This window comes from Mesorhizobium sp. WSM4887 (genome assembly GCF_029625865.1).
In the GTDB taxonomy this organism is placed as follows: Bacteria; Pseudomonadota; Alphaproteobacteria; order Rhizobiales; family Rhizobiaceae; genus Mesorhizobium.
In genome coordinates, this window is record NZ_JARTVP010000002.1 from 893,822 (window position 1) to 919,867 (window position 26,046).

General features: G+C 64.6%; 20 protein-coding genes. 3 read left to right on the forward strand and 17 right to left on the reverse strand.

The window, feature by feature from the left end:
* Positions 1-24 precede the first annotated feature (24 nt).
* On the reverse strand, positions 25-1,011 hold the full coding sequence (locus tag P9230_RS12655) for an ABC transporter permease (protein WP_066989390.1): 987 nt from the start codon (positions 1,009-1,011) through the stop codon (positions 25-27).
* 239 nt (positions 1,012-1,250) lie between these two features.
* On the opposite strand from P9230_RS12655, the gene P9230_RS12660 reads away from it, so the two are divergent.
* On the forward strand, positions 1,251-2,213 hold the full coding sequence (locus P9230_RS12660) for a sugar-binding transcriptional regulator (RefSeq protein WP_066988921.1): 963 nt from the start codon (positions 1,251-1,253) through the stop codon (positions 2,211-2,213).
* Between the two features lies 1 nt (position 2,214).
* Here the strand turns inward: P9230_RS12660 and P9230_RS12665 are convergent, their stop codons facing one another.
* From P9230_RS12665 to P9230_RS12715, 11 genes are all read right to left on the reverse strand, one after another.
* On the reverse strand, positions 2,215-3,702 hold the full coding sequence (locus tag P9230_RS12665; protein WP_278119287.1) for an FGGY family carbohydrate kinase: 1,488 nt from the start codon (positions 3,700-3,702) through the stop codon (positions 2,215-2,217).
* Positions 3,703-3,825: 123 nt separating this feature from the next.
* Positions 3,826-5,148: a homoserine dehydrogenase gene (locus P9230_RS12670; protein WP_278119289.1), complete on the reverse strand. Its 1,323-nt coding sequence runs from the start codon at positions 5,146-5,148 to the stop codon at positions 3,826-3,828.
* Positions 5,149-5,467: 319 nt separating this feature from the next.
* On the reverse strand, positions 5,468-7,489 hold the full coding sequence (locus P9230_RS12675) for an ABC transporter ATP-binding protein (RefSeq protein ID WP_278119291.1): 2,022 nt from the start codon (positions 7,487-7,489) through the stop codon (positions 5,468-5,470).
* Positions 7,482-8,366 (reverse strand): ABC transporter permease, encoded by an 885-nt coding sequence (locus P9230_RS12680; RefSeq protein WP_278119293.1) that lies wholly within the window; start codon positions 8,364-8,366, stop codon positions 7,482-7,484. The genes P9230_RS12675 and P9230_RS12680 overlap by 8 nt, the downstream gene beginning before the upstream one ends.
* Entirely contained in the window at positions 8,363-9,301 is a 939-nt protein-coding gene (locus tag P9230_RS12685) for an ABC transporter permease (RefSeq protein ID WP_278119481.1), read from the reverse strand. The genes P9230_RS12680 and P9230_RS12685 overlap by 4 nt, the downstream gene beginning before the upstream one ends.
* An 85-nt stretch (positions 9,302-9,386) precedes the next feature.
* Positions 9,387-11,051, reverse strand: coding sequence for an ABC transporter substrate-binding protein (locus P9230_RS12690; protein WP_278119295.1), 1,665 nt, complete (start codon positions 11,049-11,051; stop codon positions 9,387-9,389).
* A 325-nt stretch (positions 11,052-11,376) separates the two neighbouring features.
* Positions 11,377-12,480, reverse strand: a complete 1,104-nt coding sequence (locus P9230_RS12695) for a mandelate racemase/muconate lactonizing enzyme family protein (RefSeq protein WP_095823855.1) — start codon at positions 12,478-12,480, stop codon at positions 11,377-11,379.
* Between the two features lie 27 nt (positions 12,481-12,507).
* A complete protein-coding gene (locus tag P9230_RS12700) occupies positions 12,508-13,200 on the reverse strand; it encodes a GntR family transcriptional regulator (RefSeq protein WP_278119298.1) in 693 nt (230 codons plus the stop codon).
* 159 nt (positions 13,201-13,359) lie between these two features.
* A complete protein-coding gene (locus tag P9230_RS12705) occupies positions 13,360-14,514 on the reverse strand; it encodes an efflux RND transporter periplasmic adaptor subunit (protein ID WP_278119300.1) in 1,155 nt (384 codons plus the stop codon).
* Positions 14,515-14,528: 14 nt separating this feature from the next.
* Entirely contained in the window at positions 14,529-17,723 is a 3,195-nt protein-coding gene (locus P9230_RS12710) for a multidrug efflux RND transporter permease subunit (RefSeq protein ID WP_095800938.1), read from the reverse strand.
* Complete coding sequence (locus P9230_RS12715; RefSeq protein WP_245322299.1) at positions 17,717-18,031, reverse strand: hypothetical protein; 315 nt, start codon at positions 18,029-18,031, stop codon at positions 17,717-17,719. The genes P9230_RS12710 and P9230_RS12715 overlap by 7 nt, the downstream gene beginning before the upstream one ends.
* Before the next feature lie 173 nt (positions 18,032-18,204).
* Here P9230_RS12715 and P9230_RS12720 point away from each other — a divergent pair, with 173 nt between their 5' ends.
* Positions 18,205-18,786, forward strand: coding sequence for a TetR/AcrR family transcriptional regulator (locus tag P9230_RS12720; protein ID WP_095823937.1), 582 nt, complete (start codon positions 18,205-18,207; stop codon positions 18,784-18,786).
* Positions 18,787-19,172: 386 nt separating this feature from the next.
* On the opposite strand, the gene P9230_RS12725 is transcribed toward P9230_RS12720, so the two are convergent.
* The 5 genes from P9230_RS12725 to P9230_RS12745 form a co-directional block, all read right to left on the reverse strand.
* Complete coding sequence (locus P9230_RS12725) at positions 19,173-20,195, reverse strand: LacI family DNA-binding transcriptional regulator (RefSeq protein ID WP_067327781.1); 1,023 nt, start codon at positions 20,193-20,195, stop codon at positions 19,173-19,175.
* Positions 20,196-20,250: 55 nt separating this feature from the next.
* A complete protein-coding gene (locus P9230_RS12730) occupies positions 20,251-21,045 on the reverse strand; it encodes an ATP-binding cassette domain-containing protein (RefSeq protein WP_067328013.1) in 795 nt (264 codons plus the stop codon).
* Positions 21,046-21,050: 5 nt separating this feature from the next.
* Entirely contained in the window at positions 21,051-22,037 is a 987-nt protein-coding gene (locus P9230_RS12735) for an ABC transporter permease (RefSeq protein ID WP_278119303.1), read from the reverse strand.
* A gap of 104 nt (positions 22,038-22,141) precedes the next feature.
* A complete protein-coding gene (locus P9230_RS12740; protein ID WP_066988900.1) occupies positions 22,142-23,074 on the reverse strand; it encodes a substrate-binding domain-containing protein in 933 nt (310 codons plus the stop codon).
* 271 nt (positions 23,075-23,345) lie between these two features.
* Complete coding sequence (locus P9230_RS12745; RefSeq protein ID WP_278119305.1) at positions 23,346-24,503, reverse strand: fumarylacetoacetate hydrolase family protein; 1,158 nt, start codon at positions 24,501-24,503, stop codon at positions 23,346-23,348.
* Positions 24,504-24,698: 195 nt separating this feature from the next.
* On the opposite strand from P9230_RS12745, the gene P9230_RS12750 reads away from it, so the two are divergent.
* Positions 24,699-25,982 carry an FAD-dependent oxidoreductase gene (locus P9230_RS12750; protein ID WP_278112439.1) on the forward strand — a complete coding sequence of 428 codons (1,284 nt, stop codon included), beginning with the start codon at positions 24,699-24,701 and terminating at the stop codon, positions 25,980-25,982.
* Positions 25,983-26,046: the final 64 nt, after the last annotated feature.

A 26,046-nucleotide genomic window follows, 5' to 3' on the forward strand; every position in this document is an offset into this window, starting at 1 on the left:
CCGCCCGGACATCCGGGCGAATTCCTATTGGCGGCGCCGCCGCCAGGTATCGGTGGCAACCGCCAGCGCGATCACCACGCCGATCACCACCTGCTGGATGAAGGGTGACACGCCGAGCAGGTTGAGGCCGTTGCGCAGCACGCCGATGATGAGAACGCCGATCGCTGTGCCGCCGATCGAGCCGATGCCGCCGGAAAGGCTGGCGCCGCCGATCACCACCGCGGCGATCGTGTCGAGCTCGTAGCCGACGCCCGAACTCGGCTGCACGGAATCGAGCCGGGCCGCGAGCACGATGCCGGCCAGTCCCGCCAGCAGTGCGCAGATTGCGTAGACCCAGTTGGTCAGCGACTTCACCGGAATGCCGGAGAGGCGGGCAACCTCGGCGCTGCCGCCGATCGCGTAGAGGCTACGGCCGGTGGCGCGGTAATTGAGGAAGATCGCGAAGACGATCGCCAGCACGATCATCAGCCCGACGGTGACCGACAGGAAGCCGAAGTGGCGCACGATCGAGAGGTTGGTGAACCAGTCCGGAAAGCCGACGATCTGCGAGCCGTCGGTGATCATGTTGGCGAGGCCGCGCGCCACCGACATCATGGCAAGCGTCGCGATGAAGGGCGGCAGTTTCGTCACCGTCACCAGCAGGCCCGACACCAGGCCGCAGAGGGCGGCGACGACGAGCGCCGCGGCGATGCCCGCCGGGACGCCGAGATTGAGATAGTCGGGATAGGCGACATAGCCCATCACCATCGAGGCCAGCGCCAGCACCGAGCCGACGGAAAGGTCGATGCCGCCGATCAGGATGACCAGCGTCATGCCGATCGCCATGATGCCGAGGACGGTCACCTGGTCGAGCACGTTGAGGATATTGCGTACCGTCAGGAAGGTGTCGGTGGTCAGCGCCAGCGCCAGGCACAGCAGCACCAGCCCGATCAGCGGTCCCATCGTTCCGGCAAACAACGCCGAAAGCTTCGCACCGGAAGCGGCCTGCGCGGCGCCGGTGCCAGCCTTCAACTCGCTCGTCTCGTTGCTCACGGCCACTTGGTCTCCTCCGTCAGCGGGCAGGCGTGCCTTGCCTTCCGCTCTTGTTCACCAGGCATCCTCCCTTGTGAACAATTTATCTTTGATCTGCAATTTTGTTCAGCTAAAACGTTCATCAGAAAATTGTCAAGTGCCGCGCAGCCATTCGGCGGCAGTTTGCGTGAACCGACAGTTTGCCATAGGGAAGTCGAGCGCATACGGAGGCATAAAGCATGGCGGTGATCGAGAACGACAAGGTCTCGCGTTTTCCGGATGCCGAGCTCAAGGCCCGAGCCGCCTGGCACTATTATGTCGAAGGGCTGACGCAGGAGCGGATCTCGGAGATCCTCGGCGTCGGCCGTATCAAGGTGCACCGGATTCTGTCGGCCGCGCGCGAGGAGGGCGTGGTCCAGTTCCGCATTCGCGACAGCGTCGTCGAATGCGTGCAGCTGGAGGAAAGCCTGAAGCAGCGCTTCGGCCTCAGCCAGGCGGTGGTCGTGCCGTCGGCCGCCGACCGGAGCAACGCGCCACTGATGATCGGCCATGCCGCCGCCGCCTATCTCGCCGACAACGTCAATCCGGGCGACGTTATCGCACTGGGTTGGGGCAGGACGCTGAAATTCGCCATCAACGAATTGCCCAGGCGGCCGATCGCCAGGACCACCGTGGTCTCGATGCTTGGCGGCCTCACCCATGCGCAGCCGCTCAATCCGACCGAGAGCGCCTGGGAATTCGCCGAGAAGATCGGCGCCGAATGCTATCTGCTGCCCGTGCCCGTCTATGCCGACAGGCCGGAGCAGCGCGATGCCTTCATGAGCCAGCGCAGCGTCCAGGATGTGGTCTTTAGGGCGCGGCGCGCCAACATCGCCGTGCTCAGCGTCGGCTCCTTTTCCAACGACAGCCCGATCGCCAATTACGGTTTCATCAAGCCCAGCGAATTGGAGGAATTGCAGGCGGCGGGCGCGGTCGGCGATATCCTCTGCCACTTCATCGATGCCGAGGGTCGCATCGTTGACCATGAGGTCAACCGCCGCGTCTGCGCCTACCCGCTGCAGGATCTGTCTGACATTCCGACCACCATCCTGGTGTCGGGCGGGCGGGAGAAGATCGCCGTCATGCGCGCCGCACTTGCGAATACGAAGGTCTCGGTGCTGATCACCGACGAAGACGCGGCCAAGGGGCTGCTTAGCCGGTAGTTCAGGTAATCGCGCCGAGCCGCGTGTGGATATCGCGTGTCGCGTGATAGAGATCACGATAGACTTCTTTGCGTGCGCGGTAGGTCGGAACAAGCGCCTCGACAGGATCGACCTGGCGTGCCGGCCGTGCCGCCATCGCCTTTGCCGCTTCTTCCGGTGACGCGAACCAGCCGATTGCCGAGGCCGCGAGCATGGCGGCTCCCAGCGCCGCTGCTTCGTTGACCGGCGAGACGAAGAGCGGGCGCTCGAGCACGCTCGCCATGATTTCCATCAGCAGTGCGCAATTGGTGCCGCCGCCGGCCGCGATCATCGTGTCGGCCTTGCCGGTCTGTTCCTCCATCGCCTCGGTGGCGATCGCCTGCTCCAGCCCTATGCCCTCCAGCACCGCGCGGAAGAGATGCTTTGGCTCGTGATCGAGCGACAGGCCGACGATAGCGCCGCGCGCCGAGCCGTCCCAGTAAGGGCTCATGACGCCAGCCCAATAGGGCATGACGAGCAATCCGTCGCTGCCTGGCGCGACTTCCTTCGCAGCTCTCTCCAGCACCGCGGCCGAAGGCGCGCCGGTGGTGCGCACGATCCAGTCGACCAACTGCATGCCGGAACGCAGCACCGTCTCCAGCATGAAGCCGGAGCAGGTCGGCGAAACCAGCGTGCGGAATGCATCCGACGTCGTGACCGTGCCGGAATAATTTCCGCTGACGACGCCTGAGCCCAACGACAGATAGCTTTTGCCGGGCCCGTAGACTCCCATGCCTAGCCCCATCGCCTGGCCGTCTCCGGCGCCCGCAATAACCGGCGCGCCGGCCCTCAGGCCGATCGCCGCCGCGACGCTTTCCGACAACGTGCCGCAGACCTCCCCAGGGGCTGCGAGCTCCGGCAGTTGCTCCGGCCGCAGCCCCGCCGCCTCGACCAGCCTCGGGTGCCAGACGCCATGCGCGATGTCCAGCAGACCGAGCGGATCGGCGCTCGCCGTGCTGGTGACGAGTCGCCCGGTGAGCCGGTGGACGAAGAACGCGTGCACGTCGACCACCGCGGCCGCTTCCGCCAGCGCCTGCGGCCGGTGCTCCGTCAGCCAGGCCAAAGCGTAGAGCGCCGGCGTCGGGTCCGGCGGCTTGCCGCTCCAGTCGCGGATCGCCTCGCGGCCGAGTTCTTCCGAAAGCCGCGCCACCTGGCGGCGGGCGCGTTCGTCGAGCCACAATATGGCGGGAATGAGCGGCTTGCCGGCGTTGTCGATCAGCGTGAAGCTCTCGCGCTGGTGCGCGATTGCGATGGCTTTCACGCGTGAGGCATCGATCGCCTTGGCGACTTGTTGCAGCGCCGACAGCAGCGCCGCCCACCAATGCTCGGCGTCCTGCTCGAAATGGCCGGGCGCCGGGTTGGAAAGCGGATAGGTCTCGCGTGCCTGGAAAAGCTCCGAGCCGTCGCGCGCGAAAGCGATCGCCTTCACGGCGGTCGTCGAGGCGTCGATCCCGATTACCACATCGTCCATCAGGCTGGGATCCGGAGGGTTAGAGCATGTCGCGCAAAAGTGTGCAGCGGTTTTGCGAAAACGAGATGCATAAAAACAAGGACCTAAAGCGCGTCGCCTGGATCCGTTTCCGCGCGACGCGCTTTAGGCCGCGTTGGTTACGAACCGTCCGTCCGACTGGTCGAGACGACGGCGGATCTGGGTTATCACCATCGAATCGTCGGGTACACAGTTTTCATAGGTCAGGAAGTCGCCGGCCTTGACCGGCTTCACCACCTTGGCACGTTCAGCAAGCCCGAGCGGCAGCGCGCCATTGGCGCGCGCGTCTTCCCAGGTCATGGCGAAGCCGCGGTAGTCGTTCTCGCCGATCATGCCGAGCGACTGGCCGGTGCCGAGACTGGTCTTGGCCACCGCCACCGCCTCGGCCACGGGATGGTCGAGCGGTTCCATGTCGGCGCGCTTGTAGACCACGGCGCGCGCCGCCGACAGCGGCACTTCCAGGCTGGTGAGGTGATAGGGCCGGAAGATCGTGAAATAGGGGCCCCTGCCGACCTTGAGGTCGATCATGCGCTCCAGCACGCGCGGATGCTTGGTTTCGATGATGCAGAACACCCCGGGCGCGACGCCCTTGCCGATCGAATAGTCGACAACGCCCTTGCGATGAAGCACGCCGCCATCCTCGCGCGGGCAGAGCACGCTGGCGAGTTCTTCTAGCGTCGCGGTAGGGCCGTGCATGCCTGGCACGTCGGGCACCAGGCCCGTCGCGTTGGCGATCGCCACCATCTCGATTGCCGTCTTCGAGCCGTCGACGAACTCGACCAGCATGCGCGCATTCATGTTGCGCTCGGCCGCCTCCTTCTCGTAGTCGGCCGGCACGGCGTCGAACTTCAGCGGATTGTTCTTGCCCTTGCCGGCGGCAACGATATTGAAGCCGAGGCTTTTGGCGAAGCCGATGATCTCGAGCGTGCAGGCAGGCTCGTCGCCGGCCGCACCTGTGTAGACGACGCCGGCCTTGCGCGCCTCTTCCTTCAGGAACCGGCCGATGGTGATGTCGGCCTCGACATTGAGCATGACGATATGCTTGCCGTTCTTCATCACCTCGAGCGCGAACAGCGTGCCGATGTTGGGATTTCCGGTTGCGTCGATGATCACGTCGATGCGGCCGGCGGCGGCGAGCGCATGCAGGTCCTCGGTGACCGCGATCTTTCCGGCCTCGATGGCGCGATCGATGGCCGGGGCATTGGGCGCCTCTACGATATCGGAACGGTCATGGCCGGCAAGCAGCGCCGCATCGATCGCCGCCTGCGGCCTGACCTCCGAAATGGCGCCGATGCGCATGCCCGGCATAAGTGCGACCTGAACGACGATATCCGTTCCCATCTGTCCGGCGCCGGCGAGACCGATGGTGATCGGTCCTTGTTTCTCAGCGCGCTGCAGGAGTTCCGCTGCGAATTGCGGATGGGACATGTCGCTTCCTCCGGTCCTTGGCGCGCCGCCCGCGCCGCAATCACTCTTTGAACATTCCTATGACCGTTTGAAAAATATTTCAACCGACATTTCGGCGGTGTCTTAGGATTGAGCTCAAAACGAGACTGACGATGCGGGGCGGGGGAAGATCCGGCAGGATCGAGGCGCGAGGGACCCTAGGCGGCGAAACGAGGTTTGCCGCCCGGCGGACGCCGTGGACGTCGCTGACGGAGGGCCGCGCCGGTGTCAGCGCGCTTGCCGCCCTGCGCCAGCCATCGGCGCAGCGAATCCAGCAGGCGTTGTCGTTTGCTGGCGGCGACTATGCCGGCTCCACGGCCTTCGGCTTCTGCAGCCTTGCCAACTCCGCGAAAGGAATATGGCAGCGGATTGTGTGCCCGGGCTCGGCCTCGCTTAGTTCCGGCTCCTGCGTCTCGCAGATCGCGCCGATCTTGCGCGGGCATCTCGTGTGGAAAACGCAACCCGTGGGTGGGTTGGCCGCGCTCGGGATTTCGCCGTCGAGGCGGATGCGCGAGCTTTCCGTCCGGTCGAGTTTCGGAACGGCCGACAACAGAGCTTCCGTGTAAGGGTGATGCGGGCCGGAAAACACCGCTTCCGACGGTCCGAACTCCATGATGCGGCCGAGATAGAGCACCGCGATCTTGTCGGACAGATAGCGCACCACGCCGAGGTCGTGCGAGATGAAAATGTAGCTCACATCCTGCTTCGACTGCAGGTCGGCCAAGAGGTTGAGGATCGCCGCCTGCACCGACACGTCGAGCGCCGAGGTCGGCTCGTCGCAGACGACGATGCGCGGATCGCCGGCGAAGGCGCGGGCGATCGCCACGCGCTGCTTCAGACCGCCCGAAAGCTGCCGCGGCTTGACGGCGAGATGCCGGTCGGTGAGCCGCACCGAGCGGACGAGCTCTTCGAGGCGCGCTTCCAGCGACTTGCCGGTGAGCCCGCCCAACCGCTTCAAAGCGCGGCTGAGGATATGCCGGATCGAATGCGAACGGTTGAGCGCCGAATCCGGATTCTGGAAGACGATCTGCACCGCCTTGACCTGGTCCTCCGAGCGGCTGGCAAGCCGCGGCGCCAACTGCTTGCCCTCCAGTTCGATGCTGCCGCCCTCGTCCGGCGGCACGAGGCCGAGCAGCAGCCTCGCGAAGGTGGTCTTGCCGCTGCCGGACTCGCCGACCAACCCGAGCGTCTCGCCGGGCCGGAGGCTGACTGAAACGTCCTTCACCGCTCTCAATGCACGGCCATGGCTGGCATAGGTCTTGTTCAGCCCCTCGACCTGCAGCACTGGCGGCGCCTGCTTCGGCGCGACGGTGGCAATTTCGGCGGGTGTCGCGCGCGGCAGCGACTGCGCCTTGTCGTGATAGTGGCAGCGCGACAGCCGGCCGCCTCCAAGCTCATAGAGCGGCGGCGGCTCGCTGCGGCAGCGCTCCGTCGCCAGCGCGCAGCGGTCGGCGAAGGCGCAGCCGACGATCGTAGCGCCGATGCCGGGCAGGAAGCCGGGGATCGTGTCGAGCCGGCCCTGGTCCTTGCGCTGGCCGCCGCGCGGCAGGCAGCGCAGCAAGGCGACCGTGTAGGGATGGCGCGGATCGTTGAAGACGTCCTTGGTCGAGCCTTCCTCGACCAGCATCCCGGCATAGAGCACGCCGACCCGGTCGCACATGTTGGAAACCACGGCGAGGTTGTGGCTGATGAACAGGATTGAGGCCGAAAGCTCGCGGCGCAGTTGCGCGATGAGGTCGAGCACTTCGGCTTCGACCGTGGCGTCGAGACCCGTCGTCGGCTCGTCGAGGATCAGCATCGAGGGGTCGTTGGCCAAGGCCATTGCGATCGCCACGCGCTGCTGCATGCCGCCGGAAAGCTGGTGCGGGTAGCGCTGCATGACACTGGCCGGATCCGAGATGCGCACAAGATTGAGCATCGCGATCGCCTTGTCGCTCGCCGCCTGTCCCGACATGCCGGCAAGCTCGAAGATCTCGGTGAGCTGGCGGCCGATGCGCAATGATGGATTCAGCGCCTTGCCGGGATCCTGATAGACCATGGAGACGCTTTCCGCACGGGCGCGTCTGAGCGCCTCGGCATCGAGCTTCATCACATCCCGGCCGTCGAGCGCGATCGAGCCGCCGGTGATCGAGCCGTTGCGCGGCAGGTAGCGGACCACGGACAGCGCCGCGGTGGACTTTCCGCAGCCGGATTCGCCGACCAGCCCATAGGCCTCGCCGCGGCCGATCTTGAAGCTGACATTGCGCAGCACCGCCCGGTTGCGGCGCCCGACGCGATAGGCGACCGAGAGATCGTTGAGCTCGAGCGCGTCCCTGTCAGTCATTGAACGCTCCATGGACCCCGTCGGCCACCAGGTTGACCCCGATCACCAGCGAGGCGATCGCCAGCGCGTCGAACAGAACCGTCCACCAGAAGCCGCCGCCGATCATGCCGTAATTGCTGGAGATCGAGAGTCCCCAGTCGGGCGAGGGCGGCTGGATGCCGAAGCCCATGAAGGAGAGCGTGGCGACGGCGAAGATCGCATAGCCGAGACGCACCGTCGTCTCGACCAGGATCGGCGGGATCACGTTGGGCAGGATCTCGACGAACATCGTGTGCAGCGCGCCTTCGTGGCGAAGCTTTGCCGCCGCGACATAATCGAGCTCGCGTTCGGCCAGCACCGCCGAGCGCACCGTGCGGGCGATGATCGGAGCGAAGCTCAAGCCGATGACGACGATCACGGTGATCTTGGAGGTGCCAAGCGCGACGATGGCGAGCAGTGCGATGATCACCACCGGGATTGCCATGAAGGCTTCGAGGATACGGCTGACGATATCGTCGACGATGCCGCGGAAATAGCCGATGACGAGCCCGAGCGCGGTGCCGGCAATGGTCGCCAGAATCGTGGCCAAAGGTGCCACCGTCAGGATATCGCGCGAGCCGACGATGACCCGCGAGAAGACATCGCGGCCGATCTGGTCGGTGCCGAACCAGTGCTCGGCCGACGGTGGAACCAGCGCGTTGATGATGTCGTCGGCAAGCGGATCGTAAGGGACGAAATGCTCGCCGAACAGCGCGCAGACGATCCAGAACAGGACGATGCCGAGCCCGATCAGGAAGGTCCCCGATCGCAACAACGAATGCAGCACCTCGCCCCAGGGGCTGCGCTGTGTCGCGGCGTCCGGCGTTGGCAGGTTCGCGGGTGTGTCTGTCGCGCTCATTGCTCCGCTCCCAGCCGGATGCGCGGATTGAGCACCGAATAGAGGAAATCGGCGATCAATGTGGCCACCGCATAGACGATGCCGATGGTAAGAATGCCGGCCTCGAGCATCGGAAAATCCTTGCCGCGGGCGGCGGTGAAGATCAGCGAGCCGATGCCCTGGTAGCGGAACAGCGTCTCGATCACGACAAGGCCGCCGATGAGGTAGCCGGTCTGGGTTGCGATGACAGTGATGGTAGGCAATAGGGCATTGCGCAGCACATGCCGCCAGATCACCGTGCGCCACGGCAGACCTTTAAGCACCGCGGTGCGCGTATAGTCGGAATCGAGCGCCTCGATCATCCCCGACCGCGCCATGCGAGCGATATAGCCGAACAGCACCAGAAACAGCGGCAGCGACGGCAGGATGAGATAATAGAGCTGGGTGAAGACGCCGGCACCCTTGGGCCAGGCCGCCGCGATCGGCAGCCAGCGCAGCCAGACACCGAAGATCAGGATCAGGATGATGCCGGTGACGAACTCGGGCAGCACCGTCACCGACAATCCGCCGAGGCTGATGATGCGGTCGAGCGGCCGGTTGAGGTTGAGCGCGGCGATGACACCGCCGAGGATGCCGATCGGCACCACCAGCACGAAGGCGACGAGCGCCAGCTTCATCGAATTGCCCAAAGCGTCGATGACGAAGGGCGCCACCGGCGCGCGGAAAATGTAGGACGTGCCCATGTCGCCATGAAGGAAGTTCCAGGTCCAGCTTCCGTACTGGACGAGCAGCGGCCGGTCGACGCCGAGCGAGTGATTGAGCGCGTCGACGGCGCGCTGGTCGGCAAACGGCCCCAATATCGCGCGCCCGACATTGCCGGGCAGCACCTGGCCGCCCAGGAACACCATGACGCTGAGCAGGAACAGCGTCACGAGCGACAGAGCCAGGCGCCGGATGAGGAAGCCGAGGATGGCGAATACTCCTATTGGAGCCGGCTCTCCGTCGAGAGCCGGCTGTCAGGGATAAGCTTGCTCCCTCGCGTCAGGCTTTCGAAGCCTTTTCGAGGAACAGCTGCGACATGGCGGTGGGCTGCACGCCCGCCACGCCTTTCGCCGTCGCAGTCAGGTAGTCGTAGAAATAGCCGAAGATCACCGGCGTTTCCTCGAGCAGCAGCTTCTGGATCTTGCCGGCTGCAGCCTTCTGCGCCTCGAGGTCGAGGGCAGCGATATAGCTCGTCGCCAGCTGGTCATAGTCCTTGTTCTTGAAATGCGCGGCATTCCAGGTGCCTTCGCTCTTCAATGGCGCCGCGAGATAGACGTTCGGCACGCCGCGGTGGCCGTAGTCGGTGATGCCCATCACCGAATCCAGCCAGTTCGATTTGCCGAACACCGCATCGCCGTAATAGGCGCTTTGGTCGAGGATGTTGAGCTCGAGCTCGATGCCGATCTCCTTGACCCAGTTCTGGATCAGCTGCGCGTACTCGGGGATTTCCAGATAGCGCTCGGTGGTCAGCGTTATTTTGAACCCCTTGCCGGCGCCGGCCGCTTCCATCAGCTGCTTGGCCTGCGCGATGTCCTGCTCGCGCTGCGGCACGCTGGTGTCCGTCGACGGATAAACCCCGGCGAACGGGCTGTCATTGCCTTCCTGGGCGCGGCCTTTCATCAAGCCGGCGACCAACTTCTTGCGATCGATGCTGAGCGCGATGGCGCGGCGTACCCGCGGGTCCTTCATCGGACCGTCGTCGCAGCGCAGATGCAGTTGCTGATGCGCCGACGATTTCAGGCTGATGACGTCCACGTTCGGATCGTTGAGGACGGCGACGCCCGCCAGCACCGGCATCTGATTGATGATGTCGATCTGGCCGCCCTGTAGCGCCAGGATCTGCGGCTGGATGTCGGTGAAGAAGGTGAATTCGGTGCGCTCCGGCAGGGCCTTTTCGCCCCAGTAGTTCTCATTGCGAACGAAGGAGGCGCCGACTTTGGGCGTGTACTTCTCCAGCTTGAACGGCCCGGTGCCGTCGAAGCTCTTTTCGTAATCGCCCTTGTAGCTCGCCGGGATGATGACGGCGTTGTAGTTGTCGGACGACAGCATATAGGGGAAGTTGCCGTTCGGCGCGTCGAGATGGAATTCCACCGTGTATTCGTCGACCTTCTTGCTGGCGCCCTTCGAGAGGATGCCGCTGAACACCGACAGCGCGTTGGAGGAGTTGGCGGGATCGGCAAGCCGGTCGATGCTGGCCACCACGTCCTCGGCCTTCATCTCGCCGCCTGAGTGGAACTTGACGCCCTTGCGCAGCGTGAACGTCCACACCGAGCCATCGGCATTCGGCTTCCAGCTTTCGGCGAGTGCCGGCTTGAGCACCAGGTCGGGGCCGTCGACGCAGAGGAATTCGGCTACCTGCTGCATGACGAGCAGGCCGCCGGCGTCGGCGATGGTGACCGGGTCGATCGCGGCGGCCGGCACGCTGCTGCCGACGCGGATGGTAGCGCCCGGCGCGCCCTGGGCGCGGGCAAGCGAGGGCGCGGCGCCGAAGCCGGCGGCCATGCCGATGCGGCCGAGAAGCGGCAGCGACAGGCCGAGCAGGCTGCCGTGGCGCACGAAATCGCGGCGGCTGACGCGGCCGTCGATGAGGCCGTCGATGAGGTGATTTTCGAGCGGCGTGCGGTTGCGCCGGATGAGGTCGAGGACGCGGTAGTTCTTGCTCATGGGTCTAAACCCTTTCCCCAGTTCTTGTGGTTGGCGAGTGCATTCCGGTTGACGACGTTCCGTGGAGTTCTCCGGTCCCGGCCATCGTCAAGAATTCAGTCGAACGAACTGTAACATGCACTTTGGTCCGGTCCATCCGCTCCTTGAAGCGGAAAAGTCAGATTTTCTTGATGCATGCCTAACTCGGGCGTGCAGCCCGATCGAAATCGTGGCCGCCTCGATTCGATATTTGCCGGTCTCCTTTCCTTTTGGCGATCTCCCAGTTCAGCTCAGCGAAAAGCCTGCTAGCGCGATCGGCGTTGCGGCGCTGCTCCCGATCTTCATCTCAGCCGATCTCGAAGAAGGGCTTGCCGAGCAGGTCCGGCACCACGTTGATGCCGAGCCCGGGGCCGTCGGGAATGCCCATGCGGCTGCCCGCGACCGGCGGCTTGTTGGAGGCGGTGCGCACCGTCACCCATTCGTGGAAGGCGATGGCATGCAGACGGCGCTCCTCCGGTGTCGACAGCGACAGATGCGCCATCGCGGCGGTGTCGATCTCCGCGCCGCCGGTGTCTTCGATGGTGACCATGAAACCGAGCTCGACGGCGACGTCGCGGATCAGCCGCGTCTGCGTCACGCCGCCGAGGCGCGAGATCTTCAGCGTCAGCCCATCGGCCGCGCCACGGCGATGGATTTCCAGCATCTCGCCCAGCGATGTGACGGATTCGTCGAGCACCATCGGCTTGTCGAGCATGCGGCGCACCGACATATTCTCCTCGATCGTCGTGCAGGGCTGTTCGAATGTGTAGTCGATGCCGCGCGTGGCATCGGCGAACTGGCGCGCCTGGTAGGGCGTCCAGCCGGCATTGGCGTCGCAGAAGATCACCGTGCCCTTCGGCACGGCTGATGCGACGGCGCTCACGCGCTCGATGTCGTCACCGACATTGCCGCCGACCTTGACCTGCAGCCGATGGTAGCCTTCGGCAACGATGCGCTTGGCAAGTGCCGCCATCTGGTCGACCGTGCCGTGGGTCACGACCCGGTAAAGTTCCGCCGTCTCGCTCTCGCGGCCGCCGAGCATCGCTACCAACGGCACGTCGGCCGCGCGAGCAGCGAGATCCCAGCAAGCCATATCAAGCGCGGCTTTGACGTAGGGATGGCCCTTGAACACCGTGTCCATCAACCTGACGATGCCGGCCAGCCCGCGTGGGTCATGGCCGATGAGATGCGGCGCGATCTCCGGCACGCCCGCGCGCGTTCCCGCCGGAAACGCGGCAGAATAGAAATTGCCGAGCGGCGCCATCTCGCCCCAGCCGGTCACGCCTGTGTCGGAAGTGATGGCGACGATTACCGCATCGAAACAGTCGGCGACCCGGCCCTTGGACATGCGGTAGGGTCCGTCCACGAAGGGCTGCACGACATGGTAGGCTTTTATGCTCTTGATCTTCACGTTTGTATCCGTTTGTCCGCGGGTTTGTCAGGCGCCCTTCGATGCGCGCTTTTCGAGGCTGCGCGCATAGGCAAGAAGCGCTTCGAAATCGTTGTCGATATGCTCGCGGGCATGGCGCTGGGCAGCGCGCATGTCCGTGCCCTTGAGCAGCGCCACATAGGTTTCGTGCAGGTCCTCGGCCGGTACCGGCTCGTTCCGCGCACGCTGGTGCAGGGCGAAATACATTTGCAGCCGGCTGGTCAGCCGCTGCCAGGTTTCGAGCAGCACCGAATTGTCGGCCCACTCATAGACCAGCCCGTGCAGCTGCAGCGCCGTCTCGATCTGGCGCGTGGTGTCGAGCGCCCGCGTCGCCTGCTTCACCGCTTCGTGGCGGCGGTCGAGCTCGTCGAAGAAGCGCTGGTCGCGCTGCGGCCAGGCGAGCTGGATGGCAAAGTCGTCGAGCACCTTGTTGAGGGAATAGACGTCGACGATGTCCTTGGCGGCGACGTCGACAACGAAGGTTCCGGCATAGGGAATGCTGGTCAGGATGCCTTCCTGCACCAGCTCGCGCATCGCCTCGCGCAGCGGCGCGCGGCTTACCCGCATCTGCTCGGAAATGCGGAGTTCGTTGAGCTTCTGCCCAGGCTCCAGCTGGCCGGTCAGAATGGCGCGCCTGAGCAGCGCGACGATCTCGGCCCTGCGCGTCGTATCCGCGATCGGACTGAAATCCAGCTTTGACATGTGGGCCACTCCGGGATGAACCGACTGCAAGACAAGCAGATTGTCGACAATCCAACAAGAGGGTGGCTATCGATTTTTTCCCGGTTGCAGGCGCGCAAACAAAACGGCGCCCTCGATGTGGGTGTCGAGGGCGCCGTCGGACCGGGACTGATGGGATTATCAGCTGGCCGGTTTCGTTTGCGGCAAGGGAGAAACCGGCATTCCGGGTCCGATCTTCTGCAAATTGCCGGTGATCACCTGGTCGGTCTCGGAGATGCCTGAGGTGACGGAAATCAGATCGCCGTCGGTCGGGCCGAGCGACACCAGCTTCTGGTCTACAGTGTTGTCTTTGCCGAGGACGTACAGGTATTTGCCGAGCTGGCTGGAACCCAGCGCCACCTGCGGCACCATCAGCGTATTGGGCTGCTCCTTCACATGCAGCCGCACGCGCACATACTGCCCGGGCAGCAGCGCGAACTTGGCGTTGCCGATCGTCGCCCGCGCCGTGATCGTGCCGGTCGAATGATCGATCGTGTTGTCGATGAAGGTGAGCTGGCCCTTCTGGCTGGGCTCGGTCTCGCCGGGCAACAGCACGTCGACCGCAATCGGACCGTTGGCCTTCGCCTGCTCGATCTCTACGAGGTCGGTCTCGCTCGGATTGAAGGTGACGTAGATCGGGTCGAGCTGCACCAGCGTGTTGAGAACCGTGCCGGCGACGCTCACCAGGGTGCCGACCGAGGCTTGGTTGCGGCCGATCCGTCCGGAGAACGGTGCCTTGATCTCGGCATAGCCGAGATTGAGCTCGGCCGTCCGCACCGCCGCCTGGTCGACCGCAAGGGCGGCTTCGGCCGTGCGCAAGTTGCTGGTGCGCTGGTCGAAGCTGTCCTTGGCGAGGTACCCGGCCTTGGCAAGGTCGGTGCCGCGGCCGAGATTGGACCGCGCGTAATCGAGCGCTGCCGCGTCGCGCTGCACCTGCGCCTTGGCCTGGTCGAGCGCTGCCTGGTAGTCCTCGGGCGCGATCCGGTAAAGCAGGTCGCCCTGCTTGACGTCGCTGCCGTCCTGCGCCGTCTGCTCCTGCAGATAGCCCGGCACGCGCGCCTGCAGGGTGATGTTGCGGATCGGCTCGACGCGCGCGGCGTAGTCGAGATAGATCGGCAGCGTCTTCTTGACGACGTTGACCACCGGGACCGGCATGACGAACGCCTTGGGCGCAGGTGCCGCGCCCGCAGTGCTGGCGCTGAGGCTGAGATTGCCCATGTCGAGCAGGTGCACGCTTGCCACCGAGATTGCGCCCAGCGCGACCGCCGTTCCCAAAGCGATTTTCCATTTACGCATGTTGGTCTCCAATCCTATTCGGCCGCCTGGGCGAGCCGGACGGGCTCGGCGGTCGGTTCAATCTCTTGTTGGTGCGGGGCATGTTGAGGCCCCGCGGCAGGTTCGCTCTCGCCGCCGCGCTCGCGCAGCTTCTCGATCACCGCGTAGAAGACCGGCACGAAGACCAGCGACAGGATCGTCGCCGCCACCATGCCGCCGAAGACGGTGGTGCCGATCGACTGCCGGCTGGCGGCGCCCGCGCCGGTCGCGAACATCAGCGGCAGCACGCCGAGGATGAAGGCGAAGGCCGTCATCAGGATCGGCCGCAGCCTCAGCCGCGCGGCTTCCATCGCCGCCTCGACGATGGTCAGGCCTTCCTCGCGGCGCCGTCGGGCGAACTCGACGATCAGGATCGCGTTCTTCGCCGCCAGGCCGATCAGCATGACGAAACCGATCTGCGAGTAGACGTCGATCTGCATGCCGCGCAGCAAGAGCACGACGAAGGCGCCGAACAAAGCGAGCGGCACGGCGAGTAGCACCATGAAGGGCATCGCCCAGCTTTCATACTGCGCCGCCAGGATCAGGAAGACGAACACGATCGCCAGGCCGAACACGATCGAGGCGATCGATCCGGCCTGGAGCTCCTGATAGGTGATGCCGGTCCATTCATAGCCGAAGTCCCGCGGCAGCACGTTTGCCGCCGCCCGCTCCATGGCCGCCACCGCTTGGCCGGACGAGAAGCCGGGAGCCGCGCCGCCGTTGATGAGGGCGGATGCATTGTTGTTGTAATGCGGCACGGTCTCGGGACCGACGATCGGCACCAGCTTGCCCAGTGTGCTCAGCGGCACCATCCCGCCGGACGCATTGCGCACGTAGAGGCGCGAGATGTCGTTCGCGTTTCCGCGCGCGTCCTTGTCGGCCTGGATCGTCACCCGGAACGTGCGGCCGAAAAGGTTGAAGTCGTTGACGTAGAGAGAGCCGAGATAGATCTGCAGCGTGTTGAACACGTCGGGCAGGTTGAGGCCGAGCAGCTTCGCCTTGCTGCGGTCGAGGTCGTAGTTGAACTGCGGCGTCGAGGTCGAGAAGGACGAGAACAGCTGCTGCGGATTGAGCTCCGGCTGCTTGCGTGCTTCCGCGATCAGCGCCTGCGTGACCTCGTTGAGCGCGGCGCTGCCGCGGCCCGAAAGGTCTTCCACCTGGAATTCGAAGCCGCCGGTCGTGCCGAGGCCCGGGATCGAGGGTGGATCGAATGAGAGCGCAAACGCCTCCGGTATCTGCAGCAACTTGTTGCGCACCTCGGCGACCAGCTTCGATGCGTTCTGGTCGGGCCCGCGTTCGTCCCACGGCTTCAGGATGGCGAACTCCACCGCCGAGTTCGATTGCGCGGCGCTGGTGAGGAAGTTCAGGCCGCTGATCGAGCCGACGATGTCGACGCCGGGCGTGTTCTGCAGGATGTCGCGCGCCTTCTGCGCCACCGCGTCGGTGCGCTCCAGCGAAGCGCCGTCCGGCAACTGGATGACGACGAAGAAATAACCCTGGTCCTCCACCGGAAGGAAGGTCGAGGGCAGCTTCTGCCAGACGAAATAGGTGGCGACCAAGCCCGCCGCGAACAGGCCGAGCATGGCCCAGCGCAGCCGGATCAGAATGCGCACGCCATGCGCGTACGCATGCGACAGCCAGTCGAAGCCGGCATTGAACCAGCGGAACAGCACGAACTGCGTTTCGCCGCGATGGCGCAGGAACGCGGCGCTCAGCGCCGGGCTCAGCGTCAGCGAGTTGAAGGCGGAGATGCCGACCGAGATCGCAACGGTAAGCGCGAACTGGTTGTAGAGCCGTCCCGAAACGCCGGGAATGAAGGCGACCGGGATGAACACCGCCATCAGCACCGCCGTGGTGGCGATGATTGGGCCCGTCACTTCGGCCATCGCCGCGCGCGTCGCGGCGAGCGGCTTGAGGCCGGCCTCCAGCTGTCGCTCGACGTTCTCGACCACGACGATGGCGTCGTCGACGACAAGGCCGATCGCCAGCACCATGCCGAGCAGCGAGAGCATATTGAGCGAGAAGCCCAGCATGTACATCACCGCCAGCGTCGCGATCAACGACACCGGGATGGCGATGGTCGGGATGATGGTAGTGCGCCAGCTCTGCAGGAAGATGAAGACGACAGCTACCACCAGCACCAGCGCTTCGCCGAGCGTGATCAGCACGTCATGCATCGAGGCCGAGACGAAGCGCGTCGTATCGTAGTGCATGGCGTAGTGGACGCCCTTCGGGAAGCGCGCCGACAATTCCTGCATCTTGTCCTTGACCCGCTGCTGCAGGTCGAGCGCGTTGGAGCCGGGCATCTGGTAGACGGCGAGCACCACGGTCGGGTCCTTGCCGAAGAAGGCCGATGACGAATATTGCAGCGCGCCGAGCTCGATGCGGGCGACGTCGCGCAGACGCACGAGCGAGCCGTTCTGCGAGTTGGCGCGCACGACGATGTCGCCGAATTCCTTCGGGTCGCTCAAACGGCCGACCGCATTGACCTGCATCTCGAAGGCGGTGCCGGCCGGCGCCGGCGATTGGCCGATCTTGCCCGCCGCCACCTGCACGTTCTGCTCGGAAATGGCGTTCTGCACATCGACGGCGGTGATGCCGAGATTGGCCAGTTTGTCCGGATCGAGCCAGACGCGCATCGAATAGCGCCGTTCACCGAAGATCTGCACGTCGCCGACGCCAGGCAGCCGCTTCAGCGGATCGACGACCTGGAGATAGGCGAGGTTGCTCAGCGCCACCGGATCGACCGAGCCGTCGGGCGAGGTGAGGTCGACGATCAGAACGAAGTTCGGGTTCTGCTTCTTGATCGTGACGCCGCCCTGGTTGACGATGGCCGGCAGGGAGGATGCGGCCTGCGAGACGCGGTTCTGGACGTCGACGGCCGCGGTGCTCAGCGGATAGCCGACGTCGAATGTGATGGTGATGGTCGAGGAGCCGTCATTCGAGCTCGTCGACGACATATAGGTCATGCCTTGCACGCCGTTGATCTGCTGCTCCAGCGGCGTGGTGACCGTATCGGCCACCACCTGCGCGCTGGCGCCTGGATAATGGGCGCTGACCACGACCTGCGGGGGCGTGATGTCAGGGAACTGCGAGACCGGCAGCAGGAAATAGGCGATCGCACCGGCGAGCACCATGATGATGGCGATCGCCGATGCGAAGATCGGGCGGTGGATGAAGAAGTTCACCATGACGCGGATGCCTCGCCGAACGGTTTTGCAAAATGGCGCAGGCGCCGGGCCCGGACGGAGCCGGAATCCTCCAAAAAGGATGGCAGGACATCGTCCGGCGCCTGTTCCGCGGCGCGCGAGCGCAGCATCCGTTCGAAGGCGTTGGGATCGACCCCATCAGCCTTCATCACCAGCCGGATCATCGGATCCCGGATGGCTTCGTCGATCGTCAGGTCTTTGCGCTTTTGCATAGGAGCGGCTCCTTGCTGCGGCCCGCATCGGATGATCACGGACCGCTTTTTTCTCGTTTTCACCGGCCGAAGCCGCATGACAGGCAGGTTTTCTGTCCTATCTCACTCTGGCAGGGCTATCGGTGGGCCTTGTCGTTTGACGGGGAGTGATATAGGTGTTACCAGTAAGTAACATCTGAAAGTTACAGACCGGTAACACCCTAGTCAAGAGGTGACCTCGGTTTTTTTGGAAACGACGAAAGGAGAGCATGATGACTGACGGCGTTGCGGAACGTTCCCGCCCCCGGGATCGCATCCTGGAAACGGCGCAGGACATGTTCCACAAGCACGGGATCAAGGGCGTCGGCGTCGACGCCATCACGGAGGCTGCCGGCACCAACAAGATGACGCTCTATCGTCACTTCGAATCCAAGGACGATCTGATCATCGAATGCCTGCGCGCCACGGCGGCGAAGGCTTCAAGGATATGGGACGAGTTCGAGGCCGAGCATCCCGGCGACAAGCTCGCGCAGTTGCATGCCTGGGTCCGCAAGGCTTCAGAGCTGCTCAGCGCCGACAGTCGCGGCTGCGACATGGCCAATGCCGCCGTCGAGCTCACCGAGACCAATCACCCGGCACGGCGCGTCATCAAGGAACTGAAGGAAGCCCAGCGCGAGAAGCTGGTTGCGCTCTGCCGCGATGCCGGCATCGGCCAGGCCGAGTTGCTCGCCGATACGCTGTCGCTGTTGCTCGAAGGCGCGCGCGTCTCGATGCAGAGCGTTGGCGCCGAGGGCCCGAGCGCGCAGTTCGTGCGCATGGCCGAGAGCCTGATCGCCTCCTTCCGGGCACGCTGAAGGCGGCTTCCCCTGATGCGGCCGCTTCGCGGCCAGGGCTAGCGCCGGGGCTGACCCGTCTCCTCTCTCCCCAGAGTTCGGATTGCTCGAATTGCAAGGCAATTCGACTCGGCAATATCCGGGTGAGGGGCGCTCCGCCTAAGTGCAGGCAAAGAAAAAGCCCGCTGCCGGGAGGAGGAGGCAGCGGGCTTCGATTTCGAATACGGCGCGGGAGGAGGAGCACCGCATTCAGCGCCGGTGTCTGGGAGGAGGAAGACATCCGACGCGGCAATAATTACGATTTGCCCAACCATTCGGCAACTGCGAAACGTGCATAGCTGGTGTGCAGATTTGCCGGATCAATCGTCTGACAAATCAGTGAGGCGACGGCATGATGCCATTCGCGCCTACTGCACCGGCACGTTTTCCTTCATGATCAGCCGGGGTTCGATGAATTTCTTGGTCAGGTACGGCGCCGACGAGGCGATCGAGCCGAGCAGGCGGATCACTGCTTGCTCGGCAATCAGCCGGGCGTTCTGGTCGATGACCACGTCGGCGAGATCGTCGACGAGGTAGCGGCGCGTTTCCCTGGTCAGGTCATGGCAGATGAAGACGGGCTTTCTGCGCGGCTTGGCCTCGAGCAACGCCTTGGCCACGCCGGAGCGTCCAGCGCCGACGCAGTAGATGCCGAGCAGTTCCGGTTCGTTGTGCAAGGCCTTCATGGTCGCGCTGTAGCTGGCGTCGGGCTCGTCGTTGATCTCGACGGCGCTGGAGACGGTGAGATTGGGGAACTCTTCTGCGAGCACCGAGCGGAAACCCATCTCGCGCTCCTCGTGGCCGCGGTAGGAGCGCGAGCCAACGACCATCGCGAGGTGCCCGATCCGGCCGCCAAGGAAGCGGCCCATCAGCAGCGCCGCCGTGCGTCCGGCAACCCGGTTGTCGATGCCGACATACGCCGAGCGAGGGGCCGCGGGCACATCGGAAACCAGCGTGACCAGCCGAATGCCGGCCTCGACCAGCTCGCGCAAAATGTTGCGCGTGCGTGGATGGTCGACGGCGATGACGCCAACGCCGTTGGCCTTGAGCGAGAGGTTCTCGATCGCGCCCTGCAGCGCGCCCGGCGAGATCCCGGCGAGATTGTGGATGCGGCAGGAGGCGACCAGCGGCAGGCGCCCTGCAAAGTCCTCGATATGATGGGCAAGGTCGGCCATGAAGGCGTTGCTGCCGATCGGCAGGAAGAATTCGAGATGCGCCGGCTTCGACGGCAGCACGACTTGATCGAGCGTCGGCAGATAGCCGAGCTGCTTTGCCGCCTCCAAGACGCGCTGCCGGTTGGCCGCGCTTGCGCCCGGCCTGTTGTTGAGCACTCGGTCGACCGTCGCGGTCGACAGGCCGCAGCTTCTGGCGATGTCGGCTACGGTCGCTTTCATGGGTCCGGTCATGGGATAGGATCGAGCCCCAGTCAAAAATCAAGGTCAGGCCAAATCAGCCATGCGGCTGCGGGCCGTCGGAAATCGCATCGCGGATCTCCTTGTCCGACATGCCGGTGATGACGCGTTCGACGTCCGCCACTGTGGTCTTCTTCGGATCGATATCATCGGCCACCACCTTGCCGCGGCGCATCACCACGATGCGGTCGACGACCTGGAAGACATGGTGGATGTTGTGTGCGATGAAGATGCAGGAGTGGCCGGAATCGCGGGCGCCGCGCACGAAGCTCAACACCCCTTGCGTCTCGGCAACGCCGAGATTGTTGGTCGGCTCGTCGAGGATGATGAGGTCGCTGTCGAAATGCATGGCGCGCGCGATCGCCACTGCTTGCCGCTCGCCGCCTGATAGCGAGCCGATCGGCGTCGTCGGCGGGATGTTTTTGGAGATGCCGACCTGCTTGAGCAGGTCGCGTGCCACCGTGTTCATCGCCTCCTGGTCCATGCGGTTGAGGAAACGCGGCGGTTTGATCGGCTCGCGCCCCAGGAACAGGTTGCGGGCGATCGACAGCTGCGTGACAAGCGCGGAGTCCTGATAGATCGTCTCGATGCCTTCAGCGATCGCGTCGCTGGTGCTGCGGAAATTCACCTTCTTGCCGCGCACGAAAATGTTGCCGCTGGTCAGCGGCACCGCGCCCGACAGCACCTTGATCAGCGTCGATTTGCCGGCGCCGTTGTCGCCGAGCAGGCCGACGATCTCCTTTTCGTTGACGTGGAAGTTGGCGTCCACCAGCGCCTGTACGCGCCCATAAGACTTGCGGATGTTCGTCATGCGGATCAGAGGCTCGGCCATCGTCTTCAAGTCCCTGCCTGGTGCCGGCGTTCGAGCCATGAGTGCAGCGCCATCATCCCGAGGATGATCGCGCCAATGAAGATGTTGTAGGCGAGTCCCGGCACGCCGATCAGCACGATGCCGTTGCGCATGACGCGCAGGATGAGGATGCCGAGCACCGTGCCGATAATGGTGCCGCGGCCGCCGGTCAGCGCCGTGCCGCCGATGACCACCATGGCGATGACCTCGAGCTCGTAGCCGGTGCCGCTGTTCGGATTGGCGGCCGAGGTGCGCAGCGACGAGATCACGCCGGCGAGCGAGGCCATCACCGCCGAGAGGATGAACAGGCCGATCTTGACCCGGCTGACATTGACGCCGCGGGCGCGCGCCGCGTTGGGATTGCCGCCGGCCGCCTGGATCCAGTTGCCGGTGCGGCTTTGCGTCAGCACGTAACCGAGCGCGATCGCGGCGCCGATGAACCAAAACAGCGAGGCATAGATGCGGAACGGGCCGATGTAGAAGTCGCCGACCAGGATGTCCGCAAGCCAGCTGCCTTCGGCGCTCCAGGTGCGCTGCGGAAAGCCGTCGGTGACGAAAAGCGCGGTGCCGCGCACGACGAGCAGCATGCCGAGCGTGACCAGGAAGGACGGGATCTTGAGCTGCGTGACGAACCAGCCATTGACAAGCCCGATCAAGGCCGCGACCACCAGCGCGATGGCTAAGCCCATCTCCAGCGAGGTGACCCCGCCGTTGAACAGCGTCCACATCAGCACCGGCGAGAAGCCGAACAACGAGCCGACCGACAGGTCGAATTCGCCCGACGTCATCAGCAAGGTCATCGCCAGCGCGATCAGCCCAAGCTCGACGGTGAAGGCGAGGATGTTCGAGATGTTCTGCGGCGACAGGAAATCCGGATTGATGCCCCAGAAGATGACGAGTTCGACGATCAGCAGCACAAACGGCCCGAATTCCGGCCGCGCGATGAAACTTTGGATGAAGGAACGGTTTTCCATTGGGCCCGCGATGTGAATGATTGGCGAGCCCGCTGCGATCAGTCAGGACTCGACGGTCCAGGAAGCGATCGCGGCCCGAAAGCCGCGACCGTTAATGTCAGCAATTACTTGCCGGACAGGATCTTGTCATAAACGCCGGCAGTATCCTTTTCATAGAGCGCGCCGGTGATGACGTTGAAGCCCGGAGGAATGCCGGCAGACGCCATCGCCGCCATCGAAAGTGCGATGTAGCTGGTCGCCTGCGGGTCCTGCCACTGCGCGGCGTTGACATAGCCGTTCAGCACTTCCTGGGTGGTGTCGAGCGAGTTGCCCCAGCCGACAACGGGGATCTCGCCCGGCTTGACGCCGACTTGGTCGAAGACGCGCTTGACCGAGCCTGTGACGAGGTCGCCGAGGCCGATGATCGCCTTCACCTTGCCCTTGTGGGCGGTGAGATAGTCGACCATGCGGTTGATCACTTCGGCCTGGTCGAGCGTCGCCTCGGTCACCTCATAGGTGATGCCGAGCGGCTCGAACACGCTCTTGATGCCTTCCTCTTCCTGCACGCCATAGGTGGCGCCGGGCACCTCCACCGGCATCCATACGAAGTCGCCCTTCTTCACCAGGCCCTTGTCGACCAGATACTGCGCCCAGTGCTTGCCGAAGGTGACGTTGTCGCCGCCGACATAGGCGTTGAAGTTGGCCTTCGGGTCGGGCGTGTTGAAGTTGATGATCGGAATGTTGGCCGCACGGGCCTCCTTGACGATCTCGACGAGGCTGCCCGGATCGGGGCTGGTGGTGACGATGCCGTCGGCCTTGGCCGAGATGGCGGCGCGAACAGCCTCCTGCTGCGAGGCAACGTCGCCATTGTGGAACGAGGTGTTCACCTTGTTGCCGGTGTCGGTCGCCCATTGCTTGGCACCGGCCAGGAAGTAGGTCCAGACCGGATCGGCCGGCCCGCCATGCGAAATCCAGTAGAAGGTCTTGGCCTCGGCCATCGCCGGAATGGCGATTGCCGCGATCAAGCCAAGCACGAACAGTCTCAGCCTCGAAAGCATCGATTTCCTCCCATGTTGAAAACCACCTCCACATCAGGCGCGATGCGGTCCTCAAGGGTCGCATCTTCCTGCCCGCGCCGACCGGACGCCTCTAGAGCATTCCCTTTTTCGGCCGCTGGCAAGCCTCGATCGTCAATGGATGTTGGCACAGCTCCGCACGCCATCAGCAATCCCATCAGATTGCATCAGTTACCGTGATATTTTCCCGGCAAACGCCGCTGCGCTCATCAGCCTCCAGTGATGAGCAAGCGTATGCCGTTGTGATCCGCTGCTAGATCAGACCGGCTCTGGCGAGATCGCGCATCAGGTGGCTGGCGCCGTAGGTCCAGGGCGGGCAGTCGGGCGACAGGCGCACCCGGTTGGTCAGCGCGCCCAACTTTTCCGACGAGATGGTGACGATGTCGCCGACCTTGTGGGTGAAGCCCTTGCCCTTTTCGCCGCGATCCTTCGACGGCACGAACATGGTGCCGAGATAGAGCGCCAGCCCGTCCGGGTATCGGTGATGCGGTCCCATCGCGGCTCTGACCAGCTCTTCCGGCGAGCGGCTGATCTCGGCCATCGAGCTTGCGCCCTCCAGCGAAAAACCGTCCTCGCCCTCGACGCTTAGCCGCACCGTGGCGCGCTTCACGTCGGCGATGGAAAAGGTCTCGTCGAAGAGCCGGATGAAAGGTCCAAGCGAGGCGGAAGCATTGTTGTCCTTGGCCTTGCCGAGCAGCAGCGCCGAGCGTCCTTCGACATCGCGCAGATTGACATCGTTGCCAAGCGTGGCGCCGACGATGCGGCCCGAGCTGTCGGCGATCATCGCGATCTCCGGCTCCGGATTGTTCCAGGTGGAGACCGGATGCAGCCCGACATCGGCGCCGAAGCCGACGGAGGCCATCGGCTGGCATTTGGTGAAGATCTCGGCATCGGGGCCGATGCCCACTTCCAGATATTGCGACCAGGCGCCGCGCTGGATCAGCTTGGCCTTGATCTCCATCGCTTCCGGCGACCCTGGCTTGAGCTTGGAGAGATCATGGCCGATCAGCCCGGCGATGTCGGCGCGGATGGCGTCGGCCTTTTCCGCGGAGCCGCGCGCCTGCTCCTCGATGACGCGCTCGAGCAGGCTGACGACGAAGGTGACGCCGGAAGCCTTCACCGCCTGCAGGTCGACGGGGGAGAGCAGGACCGGCTTCTTGGCGTCGCGCTGAGACTCGAAGCTGTTGGCTGCGATGTCTTCCAGTGTGCCGATCGCCTTGGCCCGGGCCGAGCGCACGTAGGCGGCCGGGTCCTTCAGCTCGCAGAGGTCGCGCACGGTAGGCGCCGCGCTCGACGTGATGTCGATGACCTCGCCTGCGCGCACCGTGACCACCAGCGGATGGGAGGCTTCGCTGATCCTGGCGCGGCCGACGAAAAGGCCGTCGCCAGGGAGGCGGGTTAAATCGGTCATGGTCTTCTGTCCTCTCGATTGTCGCGCGGCACTTTCCCCGGATTTAAGGCAAACGTCTATCCCATCGATGGCGAGGTTATGAGCCAATGGCATGCTGTCACATAGCCAAGCGCCGACTGGCCCATCGGGTCCCCTTTCAAGCTCATGAAATCAGCAATAGGATTTTCACGAGCCTCCAGCGCCTCAGGTGACCAATTGCCCGCAGCCTTTTCCGATCCGATCTGGCAAAAGCCCCCAACAGCTCCGGCGTTCCAGTCCGAGCTGTCGAGCGACGGCACGCTCGACGCGGTGATCGTCGGCGGCGGCATCATGGGTCTGTCGACCGCCTTGCACGCGGCCCGCGCCGGTCTTTCCGTCCAGGTGCTGGATGCCGGCGCGATCGGGCAGGGCGCGTCGGGCTTGAACGGCGGCCAGGTCATTCCCGGCCTCAAATATGATCCCGAATGGCTGATCGAGCACTTTGGCAAGGAGCGCGGCGAGGTCCTGGTCGACTTCGCCGCCTCGACGGCCGACGCGGTGTTCGATGTGATCCGTGATGAGAAGCTTGCGGTGCCGTACACGCGGAATGGTTGGATCCAGGCCGCGCACACCGAGACCGCGCTGAAGGCGGCGGCGAACCGGGATCGGCAATGGCGGGCGCGCGGCGCCGACGTCAAGCTGCTCGACCGGGCCGAGATCGCCGCGATGACCGGCGCCAAGGGCTATCTTGGCGGCTGGCTCGACCGCCGCGCCGGCGTCATCGATCCGCTGTCCTACACGCTCGAGCTTGCCCGCGTCGCCTCGGACGTCGGCGTCGGGATCGCCGAACAGCAGCGGGTGGTGAGGCTCACCAAGGAAGCGGGCGTCTGGCGGGTCTCCACGCAAGGCGGCGCCGAACTGCGCGCGAAGGCGGTCGTGCTCGCCACCAACGCCTATACGGACGGCCTGCTCCCCGGGCTTGCCCGGACGATTGTGCCTCTGCATTCCTTCCAGATCGCCACGGCGCCGCTGCCGGCCGAGCTTGCGGCAAGCATCCTGCCCGGCGGGCAAGCCGTTTCCGATTCCCGCCGCATCTTGGTCTATTACCGCAAGGGCCCTGATGGCCGGATGGTGTTGGGTGGACGCGGCCGCATGGCCCTGCCTTCAAGCGCGGCCGATTGGGCGCATTGCGAACGCGCGCTGCTGCGCCTCTATCCGGCGCTTGCCGGCATCGCCGTCGAAAAGCGCTGGTTCGGCCGTGTGGCGATGACCCCGGATCATCTCCCGCACCTGCATGAGCCGGAAAAGGGCCTGCTCGCCGTGGTCGGTTGCCAGGGCAGGGGCGTCGGACTGATGAGCGCGCTGGGCAAGCGCATGGCGGGTTACCTCGCGACCGGCGATGTCAGTCGATTGCCTTTCCCGCTGTCGCCGATCCGGCCGATCCCGTTCCACGCCTTCCGCCAGGTCGGCGTTGCCGCCACCATCGCCTGGTATCGGATGCTGGATGCCTTCGAGCGCTGAAGTTGAACGCGGCAGCGCATCACCGATTTAGCTTGACAGTTTCAGGAATATGAAAAATCATTAG